At 72.0% G+C, this 23106-nt stretch carries 18 protein-coding genes; 9 read left to right on the top strand and 9 right to left on the bottom strand.

From position 1 onward, the window contains the following. Nucleotides 1-84: 84 nt before the first annotated feature. Nucleotides 85-546: an Rv3235 family protein gene (locus tag SSP29_RS43855; RefSeq protein WP_089106569.1), complete on the bottom strand. Its 462-nt coding sequence runs from the start codon at nucleotides 544-546 to the stop codon at nucleotides 85-87. A 336-nt stretch (nucleotides 547-882) separates the two neighbouring features. Here SSP29_RS43855 and SSP29_RS43860 point away from each other — a divergent pair, with 336 nt between their 5' ends. The 4 genes from SSP29_RS43860 (at nucleotide 883) to SSP29_RS43875 (ending at nucleotide 8441) form a co-directional block, all read left to right on the top strand. Continuing rightward, nucleotides 883-1398, top strand: a complete 516-nt coding sequence (locus tag SSP29_RS43860; protein WP_089106570.1) for a DUF6912 family protein — start codon at nucleotides 883-885, stop codon at nucleotides 1396-1398. Nucleotides 1399-1488: 90 nt separating this feature from the next. After that, on the top strand, nucleotides 1489-2154 hold the full coding sequence (locus SSP29_RS43865; protein WP_089106693.1) for an HAD family hydrolase: 666 nt from the start codon (nucleotides 1489-1491) through the stop codon (nucleotides 2152-2154). A gap of 718 nt (nucleotides 2155-2872) precedes the next feature. After that, nucleotides 2873-7813, top strand: coding sequence for an NAD-glutamate dehydrogenase (locus SSP29_RS43870; RefSeq protein ID WP_089106571.1), 4941 nt, complete (start codon nucleotides 2873-2875; stop codon nucleotides 7811-7813). Between the two features lie 184 nt (nucleotides 7814-7997). Next, the gene (locus SSP29_RS43875) at nucleotides 7998-8441 is read left to right on the top strand and encodes a GtrA family protein (protein ID WP_245883530.1); all 444 of its coding nucleotides are present in this window, start codon (nucleotides 7998-8000) and stop codon (nucleotides 8439-8441) included. Between the two features lie 51 nt (nucleotides 8442-8492). Here SSP29_RS43875 and SSP29_RS43880 read toward each other — a convergent pair whose 3' ends face one another. Together SSP29_RS43880 and SSP29_RS43885 are read right to left on the bottom strand one after the other, a co-directional pair. Further along, on the bottom strand, nucleotides 8493-9356 hold the full coding sequence (locus SSP29_RS43880; RefSeq protein ID WP_089106694.1) for an ABC transporter ATP-binding protein: 864 nt from the start codon (nucleotides 9354-9356) through the stop codon (nucleotides 8493-8495). A gap of 22 nt (nucleotides 9357-9378) precedes the next feature. Next, nucleotides 9379-10296 (bottom strand): ABC transporter permease, encoded by a 918-nt coding sequence (locus SSP29_RS43885; RefSeq protein ID WP_089106573.1) that lies wholly within the window; start codon nucleotides 10294-10296, stop codon nucleotides 9379-9381. 370 nt (nucleotides 10297-10666) lie between these two features. Here SSP29_RS43885 and SSP29_RS57600 point away from each other — a divergent pair, with 370 nt between their 5' ends. From SSP29_RS57600 to SSP29_RS43900, 3 genes are all read left to right on the top strand, one after another. Then, nucleotides 10667-11293 carry a TetR/AcrR family transcriptional regulator gene (locus SSP29_RS57600; protein ID WP_089106574.1) on the top strand — a complete coding sequence of 209 codons (627 nt, stop codon included), beginning with the start codon at nucleotides 10667-10669 and terminating at the stop codon, nucleotides 11291-11293. A gap of 80 nt (nucleotides 11294-11373) precedes the next feature. After that, entirely contained in the window at nucleotides 11374-11751 is a 378-nt protein-coding gene (locus SSP29_RS43895; RefSeq protein ID WP_089106575.1) for a DoxX family protein, read from the top strand. Nucleotides 11752-11782: 31 nt separating this feature from the next. Then, a complete protein-coding gene (locus SSP29_RS43900; RefSeq protein ID WP_089106576.1) occupies nucleotides 11783-12712 on the top strand; it encodes an RNA polymerase sigma-70 factor in 930 nt (309 codons plus the stop codon). A gap of 35 nt (nucleotides 12713-12747) precedes the next feature. Here the strand turns inward: SSP29_RS43900 and galE are convergent, their stop codons facing one another. Next, the gene (gene galE, locus SSP29_RS43905) at nucleotides 12748-13728 is read right to left on the bottom strand and encodes a UDP-glucose 4-epimerase GalE (protein ID WP_089106577.1); all 981 of its coding nucleotides are present in this window, start codon (nucleotides 13726-13728) and stop codon (nucleotides 12748-12750) included. A 39-nt stretch (nucleotides 13729-13767) separates the two neighbouring features. Continuing rightward, on the bottom strand, nucleotides 13768-14985 hold the full coding sequence (locus SSP29_RS43910) for a glycosyltransferase 87 family protein (protein WP_245883531.1): 1218 nt from the start codon (nucleotides 14983-14985) through the stop codon (nucleotides 13768-13770). Between the two features lie 364 nt (nucleotides 14986-15349). Between SSP29_RS43910 and SSP29_RS43915 the strand changes: the two genes are divergently transcribed. Then, complete coding sequence (locus tag SSP29_RS43915; protein ID WP_089106579.1) at nucleotides 15350-16879, top strand: glycosyltransferase family 39 protein; 1530 nt, start codon at nucleotides 15350-15352, stop codon at nucleotides 16877-16879. A 75-nt stretch (nucleotides 16880-16954) separates the two neighbouring features. Here the strand turns inward: SSP29_RS43915 and SSP29_RS43920 are convergent, their stop codons facing one another. Further along, nucleotides 16955-17443, bottom strand: coding sequence for a MarR family winged helix-turn-helix transcriptional regulator (locus SSP29_RS43920; protein WP_089106580.1), 489 nt, complete (start codon nucleotides 17441-17443; stop codon nucleotides 16955-16957). Nucleotides 17444-17579: 136 nt separating this feature from the next. Here SSP29_RS43920 and SSP29_RS43925 point away from each other — a divergent pair, with 136 nt between their 5' ends. Next, nucleotides 17580-17996, top strand: coding sequence for an organic hydroperoxide resistance protein (locus tag SSP29_RS43925; RefSeq protein ID WP_089106581.1), 417 nt, complete (start codon nucleotides 17580-17582; stop codon nucleotides 17994-17996). Here SSP29_RS43925 and SSP29_RS43930 read toward each other — a convergent pair. From SSP29_RS43930 to SSP29_RS43940, 3 genes are all read right to left on the bottom strand, one after another. After that, nucleotides 17986-19497, bottom strand: a complete 1512-nt coding sequence (locus tag SSP29_RS43930) for a hypothetical protein (protein ID WP_089106582.1) — start codon at nucleotides 19495-19497, stop codon at nucleotides 17986-17988. The genes SSP29_RS43925 and SSP29_RS43930 overlap by 11 nt on opposite strands. A gap of 72 nt (nucleotides 19498-19569) precedes the next feature. Then, nucleotides 19570-20847 (bottom strand): hypothetical protein, encoded by a 1278-nt coding sequence (locus tag SSP29_RS43935; protein WP_089106583.1) that lies wholly within the window; start codon nucleotides 20845-20847, stop codon nucleotides 19570-19572. Next, complete coding sequence (locus tag SSP29_RS43940; protein WP_089106584.1) at nucleotides 20844-23105, bottom strand: bifunctional glycosyltransferase/CDP-glycerol:glycerophosphate glycerophosphotransferase; 2262 nt, start codon at nucleotides 23103-23105, stop codon at nucleotides 20844-20846. Before SSP29_RS43940 ends, SSP29_RS43935 begins: the two co-directional genes overlap by 4 nt. Nucleotide 23106: the final 1 nt, after the last annotated feature.

A 23106-nucleotide genomic window follows, 5' to 3' on the forward strand; every position in this document is an offset into this window, starting at 1 on the left:
GGCACCTGTGCGGCTCGGACCGCGGACCTCACACCGCGGACCTCGTACCGCCGCGGCCAGGGGCCCGTGCCCTCCGCCCGGCGGTCAGGTGCCGTGAGGCGCGCGCGGGCCGCCCATCTCCACGGCCGTGCAGCGCCAGCGCAGGTCCGCGCCCTGTTCCAGGCGGAAGGCCATCGCGCGCAGCCGGTCGCCCGCGGCGATGCGGGCGAAGACCTCCAGGGCGCCGGCGCGCGGTACGTAGTAGCCGATGTCGCGGACGACGGGGTCGGTGCCGCGGGTGCGCAGGGGGCCGCGTTCGGCGAGCCGGGCCAGGTCGTCGTAGGCATGGCCCGCGGTGTGCCGGAGCATCCAGTGGACGGGGCGGCGGCCGCTCAGGACGGCCAGCAGACGCTCCGCGAAGAGGTCGGTGGGGCGTGGGCTCGGCGGGGCCGCCGGAGGCGTGAGCGGGCGGCGGGAGGAGGGGGAGCCGGGGCGGCGGGAGTCGCGGCGGCCGGGCGGCCGGGTGCCCGGGCGGAGCTGGGCGGTCCTGGTCATGACCTTGTTCATGGGGATCCCCGTTCGGCGGGCCCGGCGGGTACCGGGCGGTAACTTTCGGTTACGGATCTTGTACGGGGGGTGGGTCGGCGGCAGCAAGGCGGCGATGGTCCGTGTCGGGGGACCGGAGATGTTCACCTATCCGAGTGGCCGACGGTGCGGGAAACCCCGTGAACGGGCGGCGGTACCGGGTGAATCACGGGGCGTCGGGTGGACGCCCCCGACGTCACGGCCCGGGACCCGAAAGGGGACGCCCCCACGTATCCTGTAGGCCCTCCGGGAGGCGCCAGAGCCTTCGGGAGACGCAGAGCCGAGTAGTCGAAGAGTCCCGGAAGAGAGCGGCCAGTCATGCGCGTCTACGTCCCCCTGACCCTCCCCGGGCTTGCCGAGGCGCACCGGACGGGCGAGCTGGGGACCGGTCCTTTCGTCGCCTACGCCGTCACGCCCGCGCTGCGTGAGTGGTACCTCTCCGACGACATAGAGGAACTGGAGTACGCCGCGCTCAACCGGGCCGCGCTGGCCTCCCTGCGGCTCCTCGCCGCCGACCCGGGTGCGATGCGGCGCCGGGTCGTGGTCGCCGTGGACGTCCCCGACGGCACGGCGGCGGCCGACCCGGACCGCGGGCTCGACCCGGCGGCGCTGGGCGAGGTCCGGGTCACCGGGACGGTGGCGCTGGCCAGGGCGGCCTCGGTGCACGTCGACTCCGACGACGCGGAGGAGGACGTGACGGCGGCGGCCGGGGCCCTGGCGGCGGCGGACGGCGGGGACGACGACGCGCAGTTCGTCGTGGACGGGGCCGAGGACCACGAACTGCTCTGGTACGCGACGCAGGAGATCCGGAACCTGGTGGGGTTCGGCGGTTGAGCGGGGCCGACGGGAACCGGCCGGGCCCTGTGACCTGCGGTGATGTACCGGCGGTCTTGATTGTCAGTGGCGGCGGGTAGCGTTTTTGACATGGGGAAGCAGGAAAACGCACACATTGTCTGGGACTGGAACGGGACGCTGTTCCACGACAACGACGCGATCATCGGGGCGACGAACGCGGCCTCGGCCGAGCTGGGCCTGGCGCCGATAACACTGGAGCAGTACCGGGCGCTGTACTGCGTGCCGGTGCCGAAGTTCTACAAGCGGCTGATGGGGCGGTTTCCGACGGAGGCCGAGTGGGAGCTCATGGACGAGATCTTCCACCGGTACTACACCGAGCACCGAGGCCGCTGCGGGCTGACCGAGGGGGCGGCCGAGCTGCTGGTCGGGTGGCGTTCGGCGGGGCGCAGCCAGTCGCTGCTGAGCATGTACGCGCATGACGAACTGGTCCCGCTGGTGCGGGGCTTCGGGATCGAGCCGCACTTCCTCCGGGTGGAGGGGCGGATCGGGCCGTCGGGGGGCAGCAAGGCCGAGCACATGGTGCGGCACCTGCGGCAGCTGGCGGATGTGGAGCCCGGGCGGACCGTGGTGATCGGGGACGCGGCGGATGACGCGGTGGCGGCGCGGGCGGTGGGGGCGAAGGCGGTGCTGTACACCGGGGGGTCGCACGGGAGGGCGAGCCTGGAGGAGGTCGGGGTGCCCGTCGTGGACTCGCTGGCGGAGGCGGTCGAGGAGGCGGAGCGGTTGGTGGCGTGAGCCGGTGCCGGTGCCGGTGCCGGCACCGATGGGCTGGGGCCGGGGGGTGGGGACGCTTACCGGCGCTGGCAGGGTGCCGCTGCGCCCACCCGTGCCGCCTGGGGGCACCTCCCAGGCCCTTAAGGCACTGGGGGAGGCACGCCTGCCCGCAGCTGAGTAGCTGACACGCCTGCCCGCGGCTGCGTGCGACGCGGCTGGGCAGCGCCCCGTAGGGGTGCGGGGAACTGCGCGACCAGCCCCCACGCACCCGCGTCATCACCACGCGCCCTCAGCCACCCCCAGCCCATATGTCGGCCAAGCCCGCGCAGCGCCCTGTGCAGAACGTCAAAGTTCCACCCCCTGTTTTGTACACATACGGCTCATGACGGCCCCCCGGTGGGGAGCGATAGCCTTGGTGGCGTGATCAGCGCGATAGTTCGCGGGGGCATCGATGCCCCCGCCCTGCGCCCGGTGAGCACGGAGCACCTCCGTGACCGGGCGGCGGTCGCTGGTCTTCCCGGGCGGAGGGCGCCGCAGGCGGCCCTGGCAGGGACGCTGCCGAGAGCAGCGTCACACCTGCCGAGCAGCTCAAATATGGCTCAATACCCTCCGCTCATCTTCCCTTGCGGCATAGCGTCTGAGCAGACCGGAGACCCCGGCCGTGGCGTCGAGCCGCAGGGGGAAGAGCCCGTACTTCCTTCTACGTCACGCAATGGCGCGCGACAGGAGCCAGAGGACAATGCAGACCAAGCTGGACGAAGCCAAGGCCGAGCTGCTCGATCGGGCCGCCCGGGTAGCTGAGAACAGCCCGGCCGGGGGGCACCTACCGACTGGGACGACGGGAGAGGCGGACCAGGAGTCCGTCTTCGCGTTCCTCCAGCGCTACTACCTGCACACCGCGCCGGAGGACCTCGCCGACCGCGACCCGGTCGACGTCTTCGGCGCCGCCGTCTCGCACTACCGTCTCGCCGAGACCCGCCCGCAGGGCACCGCGAACGTCCGGGTCCACACCCCGACCGTCGAGGAGAACGGGTGGACCTGCACCCACACGGTGGTGGAGGTCGTCACCGACGACATGCCCTTCCTCGTGGACTCGGTCACCAACGAGCTGACCCGGCAGGGGCGCGGGATCCACGTCGTCATCCACCCCCAGATCGCCGTCCGCCGCGACCTCACCGGCAAGCTGATCGAGGTGCTGCCCACCCCGCCGTCCGACGACGAGGAACTGCCGCACGACACGCACGTCGAGTCCTGGATCCACGTCGAGATCGACCGCGAGACCGACCGCTCCGACCTCAAGCAGATCACCGCCGACCTGCTGCGCGTCCTCTCCGACGTCCGCGAGGCCGTCGAGGACTGGGAGAAGATGCGGGAGGCGGCCGTCCGCGTCGCCGAGAACCTCGGCGAGGAGCCGGTCCCCGCCGACCTGCCGCGCCCCGAGGTCGAGGAGGCCCGCGAGCTGCTGCGCTGGCTGGCCGCCGACCACTTCACCTTCCTCGGCTTCCGCGAGTACCAGCTGCGCGAGGACGACTCGCTGGCCGCCGTGCCCGGCACCGGCCTCGGCATCCTGCGCTCCGATCCGCAGCACGCCGGCGAGGAGGGCCACCCGGTCAGCCCGTCCTTCGAGCGGCTCCCCGCCGACGCGCGCGCCAAGGCCCGTGAGCACAAGCTCCTCGTCCTGACCAAGGCGAACAGCCGGGCGACCGTGCACCGGCCGTCGTACCTGGACTACATCGGCGTCAAGAAGTTCGACGCGGCCGGCAACGTGGTGGGTGAGCGGCGCTTCCTGGGCCTGTTCTCGTCCGCCGCCTACACCGAGTCGGTGCGCCGGGTGCCGGTCATCCGCCGCAAGGTCGACGCGGTGCTGGAGCGCGCGGGCTTCTCGCCCAACAGCCACGACGGCCGTGACCTGATGCAGATCATGGAGACGTACCCGCGCGACGAGCTGTTCCAGACCCCGGTCCCGGAGCTGGAGTCGATCGTCACGAGCGTGCTCTACCTCCAGGAGCGCCGCCGGCTGCGGCTGTACCTGCGCCAGGACGAGTACGGCCGCTACTACTCGGCCCTCGTCTACCTCCCGCGCGACCGTTACACCACCGGTGTCCGGCTGCGGATCATCGACATCCTGAAGGAGGAGCTCGGCGGCACCAGCGTCGACTTCACGGCCTGGAACACCGAGTCGATCCTCTCCCGGCTGCACTTCGTGGTCCGCGTCCCGCAGGGCACCGAGCTGCCCGAGCTGTCCGACGCCGACAAGGACCGCATCGAGGCCCGCCTGGTCGAGGCGGCCCGCTCCTGGGCCGACGGCTTCGCCGAGGCGCTCAACGCCGAGTGCGGCGAGGAGCGCGCGGCCGAGCTGCTGCGCCGCTACACGAACTCCTTCCCCGAGGGCTACAAGGCCGACCACACCCCGCGCGCGGCGGTCGCCGACCTGGTCCACCTGGAGCGGCTCACCGAGGAGGCGGGCAACGACTTCGCGCTCAGCCTCTACGAGCCGGTCGGCGCCGCCCCGGGCGAGCGCCGGTTCAAGATCTACCGCAAGGGCGCGGCGATCTCCCTGTCGGCGGTGCTGCCGGTCCTGAACCGGCTGGGCGTCGAGGTGATCGACGAGCGGCCGTACGAACTGCGCTGCGCGGACCGGACGACCGCGTGGATCTACGACTTCGGGCTGCGGATGCCGAAGGTGTCCGGCGGCGGCAACGGCGACTACCTGGGCGACGACGGCCGTGAGCGGTTCCAGGACGCGTTCGCCGCGACCTGGACCGGCCTGGCGGAGAACGACGGCTTCAACGCGCTGGTGCTGAGCGCCGGGCTGAGCTGGCGGCAGGCGATGGTGCTGCGGGCGTACGCCAAGTACCTGCGGCAGGCCGCGTCCACGTTCTCCCAGGACTACATGGAGACGACGCTCCGCAACAACGTCCACACCACCCGGCTGCTCGTCTCCCTGTTCGAGGCGCGGATGTCGCCGGACCGGCAGAAGGCCGGCCTGGAGATCACCGACGCCCTGCTGGAGGAGCTGGACGCGGCGCTGGACCAGGTGGCGAGCCTCGACGAGGACCGCATCCTGCGCTCCTTCCTGACCGTCATCAAGGCGACGCTGCGCACCAACTTCTTCCAGGAGACGGTCGACGGCGCACCGCACGCGTACGTCTCCATGAAGTTCGACCCGCAGGCCATCCCGGACCTCCCGGCGCCCCGCCCGGCGTTCGAGATCTGGGTGTACTCGCCGCGCGTCGAGGGTGTGCACCTGCGCTTCGGCAAGGTCGCGCGCGGCGGTCTGCGCTGGTCCGACCGGCGTGAGGACTTCCGCACCGAGATCCTCGGCCTGGTCAAGGCGCAGATGGTGAAGAACACCGTCATCGTGCCGGTCGGCGCCAAGGGCGGCTTCGTCGCCAAGCAGCTGCCCGACCCGGGCGTGGACCGGGACGCGTGGCTGGCCGAGGGCATCGCCAGCTACAAGACGTTCATCTCGGCGCTGCTCGACATCACCGACAACATGGTGGCCGGCGAGGTCGTGCCCCCGCAGGACGTGGTCCGGCACGACGAGGACGACACCTACCTGGTGGTCGCGGCCGACAAGGGCACGGCGACGTTCTCCGACATCGCCAACGAGGTCGCCGGCAGCTACAACTTCTGGCTCGGCGACGCCTTCGCCTCCGGCGGCAGCGCGGGCTACGACCACAAGGGCATGGGCATCACCGCGCGCGGCGCCTGGGAGTCCGTGAAGCGGCACTTCCGGGAGCTGGGCACCGACACCCAGAGCGAGGAATTCACGGTCGTCGGCATCGGTGACATGTCCGGTGACGTGTTCGGCAACGGCATGCTGCTCAGCGAGCAGATCCGCCTGGTCGCCGCCTTCGACCACCGGCACATCTTCATCGACCCGAACCCGGACGCGGCCACCTCCTACGCCGAGCGCCGCCGCCTGTTCGACCTGCCCCGCTCCAGCTGGGGCGACTACGACACCGACCTGCTCTCGCAGGGCGGCGGGATCTTCCCGCGCAGCGCCAAGGCCATCCCGGTCAACGGCCACATCCGCGAGGCCCTCGGCATCGAGGAGAAGGTCGCCAAGCTGACCCCGGCCGAGTTGATGAAGGCGATCCTGGCGGCGCCGGTCGACCTGCTGTGGAACGGCGGCATCGGCACCTACGTCAAGGCGTCGACCGAGTCCAACGCGGACGTCGGCGACAAGGCCAACGACGCCATCCGCGTCGACGGCGCCGACCTGCGCGTCAAGGTCGTCGGCGAGGGCGGCAACCTGGGCCTGACCCAGCTCGGCCGGATCGAGTTCGCCCGCCAGGGCGGCAAGATCAACACCGATGCCATCGACAACAGCGCCGGCGTGGACACCTCCGACCACGAGGTGAACATCAAGATCCTGCTCAACGGCGTGGTCGCGGACGGCGACATGACGGTCAAGCAGCGCAACAAGCTGCTCGCCGAGATGACCGACGAGGTCGGCGCCCTGGTGCTGCGCAACAACTACGCGCAGAACGTGGCGATCGCCAACGCGCTCGCCCAGTCCGGGGACATGCTCCACGCCCAGCAGCGGTTCATCCGCCACCTGGTCAGGGAAGGCCACCTCGACCGGGCCCTTGAGTTCCTGCCCACCGACCGCCAGATCCGCGAGCGCATCGGCACCGGCCAGGGCCTGACCGGCCCGGAGACGGCCGTCCTGATGGCGTACACGAAGATCACGGTCGCCGACGAGCTGCTGGCGACCTCGCTGCCGGACGACCCGTATCTGAGCAGTCTGCTGCACGCGTACTTCCCGACGGCCCTGCGCGAGCGGTTCGCCGCCGCGCTCGCCACCCACCCGCTGCGCCGTGAGATCACCACCACGGTCCTGGTCAACGACACGGTCAACACCGGTGGTACGACCTACCTGCACCGGCTGCGCGAGGAGACCGGGGCCTCCCTGGAGGAGATCGTCCGGGCGCAGACCGCGGCCCGCGCGATCTTCCGCTCGGCCGCGGTGTGGGACGCGGTCGAGGAACTGGACAACAAGGTCGACGCGGCCGTCCAGACCCGGATCCGGCTGCACTCCCGCCGTCTGGTGGAGCGCGGCACCCGCTGGCTGCTCAACAACCGGCCGCAGCCGCTCCAGCTCCTGGAGACCGTCGACTTCTTCGCCGAGCGCGTCGAGCAGGTCTGGCAGCAGCTGCCGAAGCTGCTGCGCGGCGCGGACCTGGAGTGGTACCAGCACGTGCACGACGAGCTGTCCGGCGCCGGTGTGCCCGACGAGGTCGCCACCCGTGTGGCGGGCTTCTCCTCCGCCTTCCCGGCGCTGGACATCGTCTCGGTGGCCGACCGCACGGGCAAGGAGCCGCTGGACGTCGCCGAGGTCTACTACGACCTCGCCGACCGGCTCGGCGTCACCCAGCTGATGGACCGCATCATCGAGCTCCCGCGCGCCGACCGCTGGCAGTCGATGGCCCGCGCCTCCATCCGCGAGGACCTGTACGCGGCCCACGCGATGCTCACCGCCGACGTGCTCGCCGCGGGCAACGGCACCTCGACGCCCGAGCAGCGCTACCAGGCCTGGGAGCAGAAGAACACCGCGATCCTGGGCCGGGCCCGGACCACTCTGGAGGAGATCCGCAGCTCGGACTCCTTCGACCTGGCCAACCTCTCGGTGGCCATGCGGACGATGCGGACGCTGCTGCGCACGCACTCGTAGCCGAACGAGTGGCCGTACAAAGTAGTAGTACGACATGAAAGGCGCCCCGGGCCGGTGACGGTCCGGGGCGCCTTTCATTCCTGTTCTTTCCTGCCGGTGCTTGTTCTTGCCGATATCCAGGGAGAAACGGACGGGGAATTTACCGTTTCCTGCTAATCGAGAAGTCTCGGATATGGTCTGCCGCATGACAGTGCAACTTACGGTCGGGCGGCCGGTCCCGCGGGTCGTCCTCGAAGTCGTGAAATTCGGGGTCGTCGGCGGCAGCGGTGTCCTCGTCAATTTCCTGGTCTTCAACCTGCTGCTGCACGGCCTGCGTTGGCCGGCCATGACCGCGACGGTGGCGGCCAGCTGCATGGCGATGGCGACCAATTACGTGGGCTTCCGGTTTTTCGCCTATCGGGACCGGGCCTCGCGCACACGACAGCAGATCGCACTTTTCTTCGTGTTCAGCGGAGTGGGTGTCGTGCTGGAAAGCGGTCTGTTCTATGCCGGCTATCACGGCCTCGGTCTCGCCGGGCCGCTGGAATCCAACATCGTGAAGGCGCTGTCGATCGTGCTCGCCTCCGCCTTCCGCTTCCTCGTCTACCGGACATGGGTGTTCCAGACGGACACGAGCCGCGCCGTATAGCAACGGCGCGGCTCGTGGTCGCAGGTCTGCTTCAGGAAGGTTCGGGAAGCTTCAGGAAGGCTGGGCGACCTTCGGCTTCGGCTTCGGCTTGGCCTTCGTCTTGTCGGACTTGTCGCCGGTGAAGGCCTCGTACTCCGCGAGGACGTCCTCGGTCGGCCCGTCCATGCGCAGCACACCGCGCTCCAGCCACAGCACCCGCTCGCAGGTGTCGCGGATGGACTTGTTGTTGTGGCTGACCAGGAACACCGTGCCCGCGTGCTGGCGCAGCTCGCGGATGCGCTCCTCGGACCGCATGCGGAATGACGCGTCACCGGTGGCCAGGGCCTCGTCGATGAGCAGGACGTCGTGGTCCTTGGCGGCGGCGATGGAGAACCGCAGCCGGGCGCCCATGCCGGAGGAGTAGGTGCGCATCGGGAGGGTGATGAAGTCGCCCTTCTCGTTGATGCCGGAGAAGTCGACGATGTCCTGGTAGCGCTCCTTGATCTCCTCGCGGGACATGCCCATGGCGAGGCCACCGAGGTAGACGTTCTTCTCGCCGGTCAGGTCGCCCATCAGGGCCGCGTTGACGCCGAGGAGGGAGGGCTGGCCGTCGGTGTAGATGGCGCCGTTCTCCACGGGCAGCAGGCCGGCGACCGCCTTGAGGAGGGTGGACTTGCCGGAGCCGTTGGTGCCGATCAGGCCGATGGCCTCGCCCTTGTAGGCGACGAAGGAGACGTTCTTGACGGCGTGCACCGTGCGGGTGCCCGCCGCCTTCTCGGCGTTCTTGCGGCGCAGCATGCGGTTGAGGGCGGCGGTGGCGGAGCCGCGGCCGGCGCCGGTGCCGTTGACCCGGTAGACGATGTCGACGCGGTCGCAGACGACGGTGGGGATGTCGCTCACGGTGCGGGGCTCACGCTCGGTGGGTGTCTCGTTCATGCTGGGGGTGTCGCTCACGTTCTCAGCCACGGCCGTACGTCTCCTCAGCCTTCCAGAAGTAGATGAAGCCGCCGACGCCGACGACCAGGGCCCAGCCGGTCGCGACGATCCACACGTGCGGCGGCAGCTGGCTGCCGTGGAAGCTGTCGATCAGGGCGTAGCGCATCAGGTCGATGTAGACGGCGGCCGGGTTGTCCTTGAGTACCGGCGCCACCCAGTCCGGCAGCCCCTTGTGCTTACCGGTCAGCTTGTCGATGCTCCACATGACGCCGGAGATGTACATCCAGGTGCGCAGCACGAACGGCATCAGCTGGGAGATGTCCGGGGTCTTGGCGCCCCAGCGGGCCATGATCAGCGACATGCCGGTGTTGAACATGAACTGCAGGATCAGCACCGGGATCGCCAGCAGCCAGGAGGCGGCCACCGGCACGCCGAAGCAGAGCAGGATGACGGCCAGGGCGGCCATCGAGAAGAGCAGCTGCTGCAGCTGCTGGAGACAGAAGGAGATGGGCAGCGCGGCCCGCGGGAAGTGCAGGGCGCGGACGAGACCGAGGTTGCCGGCGATCGCGCGGGTGCCGGTCATGATCGAGCTCGACGTGAACGTCCAGATGAACACGCCCGTGACCAGGAACGGGATGTAGTCCGGCACGTTCCTCTTGGTGTCCAACAGAACACCGAAGATGAAGTAGTACACCGTGGCGTTCAGCAGCGGGGTCATGATCTGCCAGACCTGGCCGAGCTTCGCCTGGGCGTACTGGGCGGTGAGCTTGGCGGTGGCGAACGCGGTGATGAAGTGCCGCCGCGCCCACAGCTGGCCGACGTACGCCGGCAGGGAGGGGCGGGCGCCGCTGACCGAGAGACCGTGCCGGGCGGCGAGCGCCGCGAGGTCGTCCTCGGCCGTGACCGGGGCCGGGGGCGGTGTGTGGAGAACCTGGGTCACATCCGCTGCTTTCACTCGGGGGGTGGGGGTGCTGCGGCGTCCGGCTGGGGCCGGGCCCGTCACCCGAAGTTTGCTTACGCTTCTCTTCACGTTTTCTTACGTCGGGACGGGACCGTATCGTCGCAACGGGAGCGTAGGCCGAGTTGGCGTCGGAACGCAACCGTTTCGTCGTCACGGGCGAATGTGTGCCGTAACACTTTCGAGGTCGGGGCGCGACCGATTCGTTGCGGTGTGGTGCGGGCACGTGTTCGGTACGGCGATGACCTGGGACGCGTTCAGCGGGCCCGCGTTGGGGCGTTCGGGTGGCGGCTCGGTGTCGGTGCGTCGTCGGAACGCAACCGTTTCGTCGTTACGCCCCTATGCTGGGAGCATGACGACGAACGCCGAGGAGTCCCAGACGCGTCCGCGCCGACGAGCCCCCGCCGGGGCGGCCGTCCTCCGCGAGGACGTGACCGAGGCCATCCGGGCCGCCGTCTTCGAGGAGCTCGCGGCGGTCGGGTATGCCCGGATGTCCATCGAGGGCATCGCGCGCCGCGCGGGCGTCGGCAAGACCGCCGTCTACCGTCGCTGGCGCTCCAAGCTGCACCTGGTCCTCGACGTCGTCTCGGCCCTCGCGGTGATGGGCCTGCCGGTGCCCGACACCGGCTCCCTGGAGGGCGACCTGCGCCTGCTGTACGAGGTCACCTCACGCGCGCTGCGCCACCCGGTCGCCTCGCAGATCATCCCGGACCTCCAGGCCGAGGCCGCTCGCAACCCCGACATCGCCGAGGCCATGCAGAAGACGCTGCGCGAGGGCCAGGAGGGCGTCGCCAGCAAGATCATCGAGGCGGCGCAGCGGCGCGGCGAACTCGCCGAGGGCCTCGACGACGACCTGGCCATGGACCTGATCTCCGGCCCGCTGTACTGGCGCTCGGTGGTGATCCGCACCCCGAAGCTGCCGAAGGGGTATCTGGCGGCGCTGGCCCGCGGGACCACGGAGGCGCTCAAGGCGCTGTGAACCACCCGGCCGGGGATGTCACAGCCGGAGCGGCCGTCTCGTCGTAGAGGGCGCAGGCATCCCCGACCAAGGAGTGGACGATGAACCTCGCGCTGTGGATCGCCGCCGGACTGCTTGCCGCGGTGGCGCTGGCCGGCGGGATCAGCAAGACGTTCGTACCGAGGGAGAAGCTGGCCGCGGCCCATGGCGGCGGCTGGACCGGTGACGTCGGCGACGGTTTCGTGCGGACGCTCGGCATCCTCGAACTCCTGGCCGTGGCGGGCCTGGTACTGCCCGCCGTCACCGGCGTCGCACCGGTACTGGTGCCGGTGACCGCCACCGCCTGGATCCTGCTGATGATCGGCGCGATGATCACCCACGGACGGCGCGGCGAACGGGCGTTCGTGGCGCTGAACCTGGTCTATCTCGCGCTGGCGCTGGTCGTCGCGGCGGGCCGGTTCGGCTCGGGCGCCTTCTGACGGGCCGGGACGGGACGAGGGGGAGACGCACATGAAGGACAACAGGACCGAGGAGTTCCAGGAGCTGCGGCCGCTGCTGTTCTCGATCGCGTACCGGATCCTGGGCAGCGTCGCCGAGGCCGAGGACGCGGTCCAGGAGGCCTGGCTGCGCTTCGCCGGCTCACCGACGGAGGTCAGGTCGCCGAAGGCCTTCCTGTCGGCCGCGGTGACCCGGCTCTCGATCGACGTACTGCGCTCGGCCCGGGTCCGGCGGGAGGAGTACGTCGGCCCGTGGTTCCCCGAGCCGCTGCTCGCCGACCCCTACGAGGACCCGGTGCGGTCGGCGGAGCTGGCCGACTCGGTGTCGATGGCGGCCCTGCTGCTCCTGGAGCGGCTCAGCCCCCTGGAACGCGCGGTCTTCGTCCTGCGCGAGGTGTTCGACTTCGGCTTCCCCGAGGTCGCGTCGGCGGTGGGCCGCTCGGAGGCCGCCTGCCGCCAGCTGGCGGTCCGGGCCCGGCGCCACATGGCCGAGGGCCGCCCCCGTTTCGAGGCGGACCGCAGGGAACGCGACGCACTGGCCACACGCTTCTTCGAGGCCCTCCATGAAGGCGACCTGGCCGGCCTCCAGGAGCTGCTCGCCGCCGACGTGTCGCTGGTCAGCGACGCCGGCGGCAAGGCCCCGCAGCTGGCCCGCGCGGTCCTGGGCGCCCAGAACGTGGCCCGCCTCCTCGGCGCCGTCATCCCGTTGCTGTTCCGGATCGAGGTGACCTGCGAGCAGCACGAGGTCAACGGCCAGCCCGGCGCGATCTTCCGCGACCGCCACGGCAAGGTCCTGCAGACCTTCTCCCTCGACATCCTCGACGGCCGTGTCCAGGCCGTCCGCCTGGTCCTCAACCCCGACAAACTCGGCCACGTGGGCCCGGTGGCGGACGCCTGGTCCATCGCCGAGGAGGTCAAACAGGCCCGCAGGGCGGGGGAGTGACGGGAGCTCACGTATCCGGTGGCCGGGCCGGTGCGTCAGCCCCGGGCCGCCTCCGGATGCAGGCGTACCCAGCCGGCCCAGGCCGAGGTGATCATGTCGTGGACGTCGTGTTTGGTCTTCCAGTCGAGTTCGGTGGTGATGCGGTCGGCGGAGGCAACCACGCGGGCCGGGTCGCCGGGGCGGCGCGGGGCGACGGTCGGGGGGAGGTCGTAGCCGGTGACCGCGTTGATGCGGTCGATCATCTCGCGGACCGAGACGCCCTCGCCGCGCCCGATGTTGAGGGTCAGCTCGCGGCCCGGCTCCGCCTGGAGGGCGCGGGCCGCGGCCACGTGGGCCTCGGCGAGGTCCACCACGTGGATGTAGTCACGGACGCAGGTGCCGTCCGGTGTCGCGTAGTCGTCGCCGAAGATGCGCGGCGGTGCGTTCTCCGTGAGCTTCTCGAAGACCATCGGGATGAGGTTGTAGACGCCCACGTCGGCGAGTTCGGGGCGGGCCGCGCCTGCCACGTTGAAGTAGCGCAGCGAGGCCGTGGCCAGACCTGTGGCCCGGCCCGTCGCGCGGACCAGCCACTCACCCGCGAGCTTCGTCTCGCCGTACGGCGACATCGGCACGCACGGCGTCTCCTCCGTCACCAGGTCGACGTCCGGCATGCCGTAGACGGCGGCGGAGGAGGAGAACACGAAGGACGGGACCCGTGCCTCCGTCACGGCCTGCAGCAGGACGCGCAGGCCCTCGACGTTCTCGTGGTAGTAGTGCAGCGGGCGGCCCACCGACTCGCCGACCTGCTTCTTCGCCGCCAGGTGCACGACCCCGGTCACCTCGTGCTCGGCCAGGACGCGCGCGACCTTCTCACCGTCGAGCGTGGAGCCCGTCACCAGGGGTACGTCCTCCGGCACGCGGTCGGCGATGCCGGTGGACAGGTCGTCGTACACCACCGTCCGCTCGCCCGCCTCCGCCATCGCCCGTACGACATGCGCCCCGATGTAACCGGCGCCGCCGGTGATCAGCCAGGTCATGTGTGGCCGTTCCCTCCGTCAGTTGGCCCGTGGTGTTCGTCAGCCGCGGTCACCTCTCAGTGAAGCAGGTGCCGCCGACATCTGCGGACGGCTGAACTGGCCTGTTGTCGCCATGTGGACACGTGATGTGCTCTCCCGGCGGCGGGAGGCGCGCCACAGGCGGGTGAGGGAGAGCACGGCGGCGGTGGCCAGCAGGCCGTTGCGGGCGAGCATCAGCAGACAGCCGGTCCAGGTGCAGTGGATGACCTCGGCGTAGAACGCGGGGTAGGCGACGGCACTGAGCGCGGTCGCCGCGACGATCAGCGCGGCGACCGGACGCTGCGTGGTGTGCCGGGAGGTCAGGCACACGGCGGCCAGGCCGAGCAGCCAGATCATGTACTGCGGGCTGATCACCCGGCTGGTGACGGTGAAGAGGAGGACGGCGCTCAGGGCCGCGTCGTACGGGGTGGCCGGGGTCCAGCGCCGGGCCCGTACCCGCCACAGCAGGAGGAGGGCGAAGGCGGCCGCGGTGAGCGCGAGGGAGGCGGTCGCGACCGCGCGCACGTGCGGGCCGACGAGTTCCATGGCGCCGTACTGGTAGCGGGTCGTGCCCCGCCAGCCGGCCTGCCGCGCAAGGCTGAGCGCGGTCCCGCCGAGCGACTCGACCTGCACACCCCGGCCGCCCTGCTGACGGAGGAACGCGAGCGGGTTGCGGAACGACACCACGAAGGCGGCCAGGGCCACGGTCCCCGTCAGGGCCGCGGACAGCCACGCCGTGCGCGTCGGCCGCCCGCGCGCCAGGCCCAGCAGCACCAGCGCCGGCCACACCTTCACCAGCGCGCCCAGCGCCGCCAGCGCACCGCACGCGCGCGTGGAGCGCGACAGCGCCAGCAGGGAGAGCACGGCGAAGGCGGTGACCTCCACGTCGTAGCGGGCGAGCGGGAGGTGCAGCAGCAGGGGGAGGCCGCCGGTCCACAGGGCCGCGCCGAGCAGGGTGCGGCCGGGGCGCGTGCCCGCGCGGGCGAGCGCCGCCGTGATCAGCGCGTCGGTGGCCAGGGTGAGCGCCACGAACGCCTGGAAGTAGCTCAGTCCGGGCACCAGCCCCGGCGCGAGCAGCACCGCACCGGCGCCCGGCGGGTACTGCCACAACGTGTCGTGCGCCGGGAACGCGCCGTGCGACAGCACGCCGAACCAGTGGAAGTACAGCCGCCACACTTCGCGCGCGACCGCTCCGTGGCCCAGGGGTCGCTCGTTGTTGTGGGCGAGGAGCCACAGCATCGACGCGCGCGTGGCGGCCCAGGCGACGGCGAGACAGAGGAGACGCGAGAGGCCGGGCGGGCGGCGGAGCCGCGGGAGTCGAACAGGCGGGGCGAACGGGACGCACGGGAGCGGCAAGTACGGGCGGCGATTCATCAACCGCGAGCGTAAGCCGCGCGGATGGTGTATCCATGCCGATACGCCGTCAATACCCGGCAAAGGTTGGCTAATCGCAAAAGATCGGGCCGTGGTGAGTATCGGGCCTCTTGTGAAGGCGCATCCGCGAACGACGCGAACAGCTGAAGACTGCCGGCCGGCTCCACGGAGCCGGCCGCGCCCGTCGGGCGGTCCGCCCCGGTGGCCGGCGGCCGCCCGGGGCCTCGCCGTGGCCGCCCCGGCCGCGGTGATGCTCGCCATCGGGTTCTGGGGGCTGCACCGCGGCGGCATGTGGCGCGACGAGGCCGTCACCTACCAGGTCGCCCGGCGCACGGTGCCGCAGATCTGGCGGCTGCTGCACGGCGTGGACGCGGTGCACGGCCTGTACTACCTGCTGATGCACGTCGTCCTCGCCGCCGATCCCGGCCACCCCGGCGAGGTCGTGCTCCGGCTGCCCTCGGTGTGCGCGGCGGCCGTCACCGCGGGCCTGGTGGCCGCCCTGGGCAGCCGTCTGGCCCGGCCGCGCGTCGGCCTGTGGGCCGGGCTGCTGTACGCGGTCACCCCGCTGGTCGGCCACTACGCGCAGGAGGGCCGCTCGTACGCCCTGGTCGCCGCGGGTGCCACCGGCGCGACGCTGCTCTTCGTCCGGGCGGTGCGGGAGGAGGGACGGCGGGCCTGGTGCCGGTACGGCGCCGTGCTCGGAGTCACCTGCTGGCTGCACGAGTTCGCCGTCCTGCTGCTGCTCGCACACGCGGGAACTCTGGCGCTGGCCCGTTCGTCGGGAAGGGTGTGGCGGGGGTGGGGCTGCGCGGCCGGGGGCGTGGTGCTGTCGCTGCTGCCGATGGTCGTGGTCTCGCACGGACAGTCGGCCCAGGTCGCGTGGCTGCGGGAGCCGGACGTGGAGACCGCGCAGGAACTGCTGCGCCAGTACCTCGGACCGACCGACCGGGTGTACTGGGTGTGCCTGGCGCTCGGGCTGCTCGGGCTGACGCGGCTGGTGGGCCGGCGCGGCGAGGTGACCCTCGCGGCGGTCGCGCTGCCGCTCGCGGTGCTGCCACCGGTGGCGCTGATGCTGGCCTCGCAGCTCACCCCGCTGTACGTCGACCGGTATGTGCTGTACGCGCTGGCCGGGGGGCCGTTGCTGGTGGCGCTCGGCGCGGACCGGGTCGCCGGGATGCTCGGCCGGCTCTGGTCCCACGGCACGGCGACCGCGCCCCGGTCGACCGCGCCCCCGTCGCCCGCGCTCACCCTGGCAGGGGTCCTGGCGGTCGTCCTCGCCTTCACCCACCAGGTTCCGCTGCTGCGGGCGGACCGGGTGCCGGGCAACCGTGCCGACAACCTCGGCGCGGTCGCGGCGGCCGTGGCCCGGGTGCTGCGGCCCGGCGACCCCGTGCTGTTCCTGCCGGCCCACGCGCGCGGGGCAGAGCTTGCGTATCCCGCCGACTTCACGTCCACGAGGGACGTTGCGCTGGCCGAGCCGGGGCCGGTGTCGGGGACGTTGTACGGGCGTGAGGTGGGGGCGGGGACGCTGCGGCGGCGGTTGGCCGGGGTGGACGAGGTGTGGGCGGTGATGGAGAAGTACGCGCTGGTGAGCGGGTATCGGCCGCGGCTCGCTACGGAGCGGGCCAAGTGGGCTGTGCTCAACCAGCAGTTCGTGCTTCGGGAGGAGATGGTGATCGATCGGGTTGCGCTGAGGTTGTATGTGCGGCCGATTCGGGTGGGGGCGGAGGAGTCCGGGCTGCGGGGTGGTGGGGGCTGATCGCGCCCACGCGGCGACAGCCGCGCATCGACTACAGCCCCGCGCCCCTGACGGGGCGCTCCAAGAGGACCCCTCTCAGCAGGAACCGTCCTCCAGGGCCGCCGAGTCCAAAGTCCCCGTCAGCTGGTCCAGCCGCGCCTTCAGGGCCCGGATCTCGTCCACGTCGAAGCCTGTCGCCGACACGATCCGGCGCGGTACCTCCAGCGCCTGCTCGCGCAACGCGGCGCCCTGCTCCGTCAGCCGGACCTCCACCGAGCGTTCGTCGCGTGTGCTGCGCTCGCGGTGTACCAGGCCCGCCGCCTCCAGGCGCTTGAGCAGCGGCGACAGGGTGCCGGAGTCCAGGCGCAGGTGTTCGCCGAGCTTCTTGACCGGCAGGTCGCCCTGTTCCCACAGCACCAGCATCACCAGGTACTGCGGGTAGGTGAGTCCCAGGTCCTTGAGGATCACGCGGTAGACGCCGTTGAAGGCGCGGGACGCGGCGTGCAGGGAGAAGCAGATCTGGCGGTCCAGGTGGAGCCACTCCGCCTCGGCGGCGGGGCTGGGGGTCGGGGTCGTCGCGCTCATGGCTCAAGCGTAGCGCTTGCGGGTCATTTAGTTGTGTGCAATTGAATTGTGTGCTCTACTTGTGGTCGTGAGGGCGGCCGGAACGGGAGCCGCCGGAACACCGAGACTTCGAGTACTTCGAGAGGGATGGTCTTCCATGGACGCCATCTACACGGCAGCCGCCACCGCCACCGGCCGGGAAGGACGGGCGGTCAGCTCGGACGGGCAGCTGGACCTGACGCTGGCGTTCCCGCCCGCGCTGGGCGGCAACGGCCAGGGCACCAACCCCGAGCAGCTCTTCGCCGCCGGTTACGCCGCCTGTTTCGCCAGCGCCCTCGGCGCCATCGGCCGCCAGGCCAAGGTCGACACCGGCGAGATCTCCGTCACCGCCGAGGTCGGCATCGGCAAGGACGAGTCCGACGGCGGCTTCGCGCTCAAGGTCACCCTGCGCGTCGAGCTCCCCGAGGCGCTCGCCAACGAGACCGGCGAGAAGCTGGTCCACCAGGCCCACGAGTACTGCCCCTACTCCAAGGCCACCAAGGGCAACATCCCGGTCGACCTCGTCATCGAGTAGTCAGCGGCACCAGGGACGCATCCCCCGTCCGGGTGAGCCGCGCGAGCACCTCCCCGGTTCGCCGGCTCCAGTCCACGACCACCGCCTCCGCGGGCAGCCGCTCCCGCCGCGTCAGCAGCAGCCAGCGCACCCGGGGGCGGTGGTCGTGGCCGTCGGCCAGGTCGATGCCGTACCCGGGGAGCAGCCGGACGGCGTAGTACGCGTCCGTGATCACCGGTTCCCCCGGGCCGATGTGCCGGGCCGCCCAGTCGTACGACGGCCAGCGCGGCGGCTGGACGAAGCCGACCGGGTCCACCGAGCGCGGTACGACCGCCCCGGCCTGCGCGGCCAGAAAGCCCAGGCAGGCCCCGCCCGCCGCGGCCCAGCCGAGCGCCCGCCGCCACCCGGGCCAGGGCCGCTCCGCCGCCAGCTCCACGGCGAGCGCGCACTGCGGCGCCAGCAGCGCGAGCCCGAGCAGCCCGGCGAGCCGGCCGCCCGCCAGCACCAGGCACTCCAGAGCGAACAGCAGCACGAGCGGATCACGCCAGGCCGCAAGCCCCAGCGAACCCCGCGGACCGGGCCCGGCCGCCCGCCGGGCCCGCAGCCACAGTGCCGGGACCCCGAGCAGGGCCAGCCAGCACTGGCCGCCCAACCCGCTCAGCCCGTCCAGTCCGCCCAATGCGGCCGACCCGGTCGACCCCGTCCATCCGTCGTACGACGCGAACGGGTCGTACGGTGACGGCGGCAGTGCGTGCGCGTGCCTCCCGAAGGCGAGCGCTGTCGCGGCCACCGCGCACGTCAGCGCCCACCGCCCCCATACCGAGCCCCGCCACCCCCGCTGCCACCCCGCCGTGAACGCCACCGCCCCCGCCGCCGCGCCCAGCCCGGTCACCGGGTCGACCAGTGCCACCGTCCCGTACAGCAGTCCGAGTGCCGCGTATCCGGACAGGCTGCGCAGGCCGCTCGGGCCGACATAGCGCACCCGGCGCAGATCGCGGGCGCGGGCGCCGGTCAGGGACCAGGCCCAGAAGGTGAGGCCGAGGGCGAACGCGGACGGGTAGCCGAGGCTGCCGGTCAGCGGCAGCAGGGCCAGCGAGCCCCCGCCCCACGCCGGTCGCGTGCCCCACAGCACGGACAGGAAGGCCAGCGCCAGCACCGGCGCCCAACGGCGCGGGGTGAGGACCCGGACCAGCCGGCCGAGGCCCGTCAGCAGCACCGCCAGGTTCAGCGGGCCGCACACCCGCAGCAGCTGCCAGCCGCTCAGCCCGGTCAGCCGGGCCAGCGCACCCTGCGCCAGCACGTACGGGGACATGGCCGGGTCCGTCAGGCCCGCCCGCAGCCGTGCCACCGCCGCCGCGTGCTGCCCGGCCTCGCAGCACGGTGGCACCCGCCAGTACGCCAGGGTCATCAGCAGCCAGAACAGCAGGCCGAAGACCTGGTACGGGGTGAGTCTGCGGACGCGGCCGCCGCGCAGGGCGGTGGAGCCGCGCGTGGTGCGCCGGAGCAGGGCGCCGGTGCTCACCGGAGGAATCTGACAGGGCGGACCATTTGCCAAGTGTTCCCGTCCGCCCCGACGGCGTTGCCGTCCGTCACCTCATCGAGTGACGCCGGCCGCCCTGGGGGACCCCTGCGCCGGAACCGGAACCGGCCGGCGCAGCAGCGGTTCGAGGAGCAGCGGCACGCCCACCACCGGCAGCAGCCAGGCCAGCACGATCAGCCGGTCGCCGAAGATGGTGATGTCGGGGTGCCCGGCCTGGGTGAGGATCCCGGTTCCGGCGGCCGCCAGCAGGAAGACACCGAAGGCCGGCCGCCGCCGCGCTCCCCACGCCCCGGCCGCCAGCGCGGCCGGGAACAGCGGCGCCGTCAGCTGACGGCGCAGCCACTCCACCCAGAAGTCGAACTCCAGGTGGAGGAGCTCCCGCCCGGGATGGGCCCGGTCCGGGTGGGTGTAGTGGCCGGTCAGCAGGTCCTGCACGCTCTCCGCCTCGGAGGGGTAGCGCAGCAGCCGGGCGAGCAGCAGGGTGCCGGCCACCGCCCCGCAGCCCGCCACCGCGATCGCGGTCACCGCGCGCCCGGGCCCCCGCCCGTGCCGGCGCCGCCACAGCGCGACCACCGCCGCGGCCCCGGCCAGGCACGCACCGAGGAAGAGCGCCTGCGAGTGCTTCACGGTGAACAGCGCGACCAGCGCGCCCGCCACCAGCGCCGTCCCCGCCCGCACCCGTCCGGTCAGGGCCAGCGCGCAGCCCCACACCGCCGTCAGGGTCAGGGCCAGCATCAGGCCCTCCGCCATCGGCCGCATCGCGGTCGTGCCGACCGGCAGGACGTAGTACAGGGCCTGCCCGGTCAGCGCGAGCGGCACCGGCACCGACACCGTCCGCAGCACCAGGAACACCAGCACCCCGCCCGCGCCCGCGACCAGCACGCTCGCCAGCCACACCCCCCACGTCACCCCGAACACGGTGACGAACGGCACCAGGAACACCGGATAGCCCGGCCGCACCTCGAAGATCCGCCGCAGCCGCGGGGCCACGAACGGCACGACGTGCCCGTCCGTCTGCGCGCCCCCGGCCCGCAACCGCCGCTCCACCCGCCCCAGTTCACCGGCCCGGCACTCCGCGAACACCCGGCCTGCCGGACTCGGCCCGTGGAAGCGCAGCACGTTCACGCGCTGCGCGCGCTCCGCCGCCGACGCCTCGCCGGCGCACACCCAGTCCACCGTCTCGGCCGCCGCCTCCCGCTTGCCCGCCCCGGCCAGGGCCAGCGCGTACGACACGTAGTTCTTGGAGTCGGGGGTGTCCCGGCCGGTCACAGCGGCGAGTTGCAGCACCGCGAAGACGGCGGCCAGCACCAGCACCCAGCTGCGCGGTCTCACGTCGACGCCAGCAGGTCGGGCGCGCCGGCCGGCCCGGGTACCCGGGCCGGCTCGGGCATCGACTCGCCCAGCAGCAGCGTCCGTACGACCCGTTCGGCTGCCCTGCCGTCGTCGAACTCGCAGAAACGGGACCGGAAGTCGGCCCGCAGCCGCGCCGACTCCTCGTCCCGCCAGCCGCCCGAGGCGAACAGCCAGGCCAACTCGCGGTAGGAGTGCGAGACATGGCCCGGGGCCTCGGCGGTGATGTCGAGATAGGCGCCCCGGCTCGCCGTGTACGCGGCCCAGTCGTCGGCGTGCACGACGATCGGCCGGTCCAGGTTGGCGTAGTCGAACATGATCGACGAGTAGTCGGTGACCAGGGCGTCCGAGGCCAGCATCACCTCCTCGGCGTGCGGTTCGCCGGTCGCGTCGACCACGATGCCGCGCCGGTGCAGCTCGGCCAGGCCCATCCCGCGCGCCGGCCCGGTCGCCAGGGCCGGATGCAGGCGGACCACCAGTGTGTGCCCCGCGCCCAGGTCGGCGGCGAACCGGGCCAGGTCGATCCGGTCGACGTGACCGCCCCGGACGTAGTCGCGGCGGGTCGGCGCGTACAGCACCACGGTGTGGTCGGCCGGAATGCCGTGCCGGGCCCGGAAGCCGGTCCGGCCGCCGGTGACCAGGACGTCGTTGCGCGGGCTGCCCGTGCGGGCCGACGCGAAGTGGCAGGGGTAGGCCCGCTCCCACACCAGCTCCGAGTGGAGGTTGGCGACCAGGCTGTGGTCCCAGCGGTCGGCCCGGCGCAGCATCTGCGGCACGTCGAAACCGAGCCGGGCGCCGGGCTTGCCCAGCAGGTCGGCGCCCAGGTACTTGAGCGGGGTGCCCCGGTGGGTGTGGACGTGCACGCTGCCGGGCCGTTTCACCAGCGTCCCGGGCCAGTTGACGTCGTTGACGAAGAACTTCGCGCGGGCGGTCAGCCGCAGGTACTCCGGGGAGTCCAGCAGCACATGCGCCACGCCGGCCGGCAGCTCCGCCGCGACCTCCGCGTCCCGCACCACCCAGACGCCGCGCAGCCGCGGGGCGATCTCCCGGGCCTTGCGGTACACGGCCGCCGGGTCGCCCCGCAGCCCCTGGTGCGAGGCCGCCGAGTACAGGACCAGCTCCTCGTCCAGGGGACGCAGGCCGCGGAGCCCGGTCAGCGCGCGCCGGGCCCGCGCCCCCGCCGCCCGCCGCACCCGCAGCGCCTGCCGCCCGCTCTCCCGGCCGACCCGCCCGGCCTGCTGCCTCAGCAGGTACGAGGCGTAGGAGCCCTCCAGCACACCCAGGTCACCCAGGTCACCCAGGTCACCCAGGTCACCCAGATCAGCCAGATCACCCAGATCACCCAGGTCACCTGGGGCGGCGGCCCCCTCCGGCCGGAACGCCCGGTACAGCTCCGCCGTGCGCCGGAAGAACTCGCCCCTGGCGGCGGGCGGCAGCCGGTCCGGCTTGGCGAGGATGTCCAGGCAGTGCTCGCCCATCTTCCGGTGCAGATACGGCCGCCAGACCGTCAGTTCCGGCCGGGCGTCGACGAAGGCGAAGACCCGCTTGTACTGGTCGTGCACGTCGAAGTGCTTGCGGCTGCGGGTGGAGAGGATGTTGCCCTGCCGGCGCTGGCGGTAGTTGAGGCAGATCCGGTCGAGGGTGGCGATCCGGGCCGCGCTGAGCATGACCGGGAAGGTCCAGGGGGTGTCCTCGTAGTAGCCCGGCGGGAACTGGAAGCCGTTCTCCTCGACGAAGTCCCGGCGGTAGGCCTTGTTCCACACCACCATCAACAGGTCCAGGATCTCGGGATGTCCGGCCGCCGTGAACACGTCCGACGTGGTACCGAGCACCTCGGCGAGGGCGTTGCGCCGGGTCCCGCCCCACCAGTAGGTGCGGGCGTAGTCGAAGACCAGCACGTCCGGGTCGCCGGTCTCCGTCAGCCGGTCGGCGACCGCGCGCAGCGCGCCCGGGGTGAGGGTGTCGTCGCTGTCGAGGAAGAGCAGGAAGTCACCGGTGACGTGCGGGAGTCCGGCGTTGCGGGCGCGGCCGAGGCCGACGTTCTCCGGCAGGTGCAGGACCTTCACGCGCGGGTCGCGCGCCGCGTACTCGTCGAGGATCGCGCCGCAGCCGTCCGGGGAGCGGTCGTCGACGGCGATCACCTCGATGTCGTGGAAGGACTGCTCCAGGACCGAGTCGAGGCACTCCCGGAGGAAGCCCTGCACCTTGAAACAGGGGATGATCACACTGAGTCGGGGCACG

The organism is Streptomyces hyaluromycini (genome assembly GCF_002217755.1).
In the GTDB taxonomy this organism is placed as follows: Bacteria; Actinomycetota; Actinomycetes; order Streptomycetales; family Streptomycetaceae; genus Streptomyces; species Streptomyces hyaluromycini.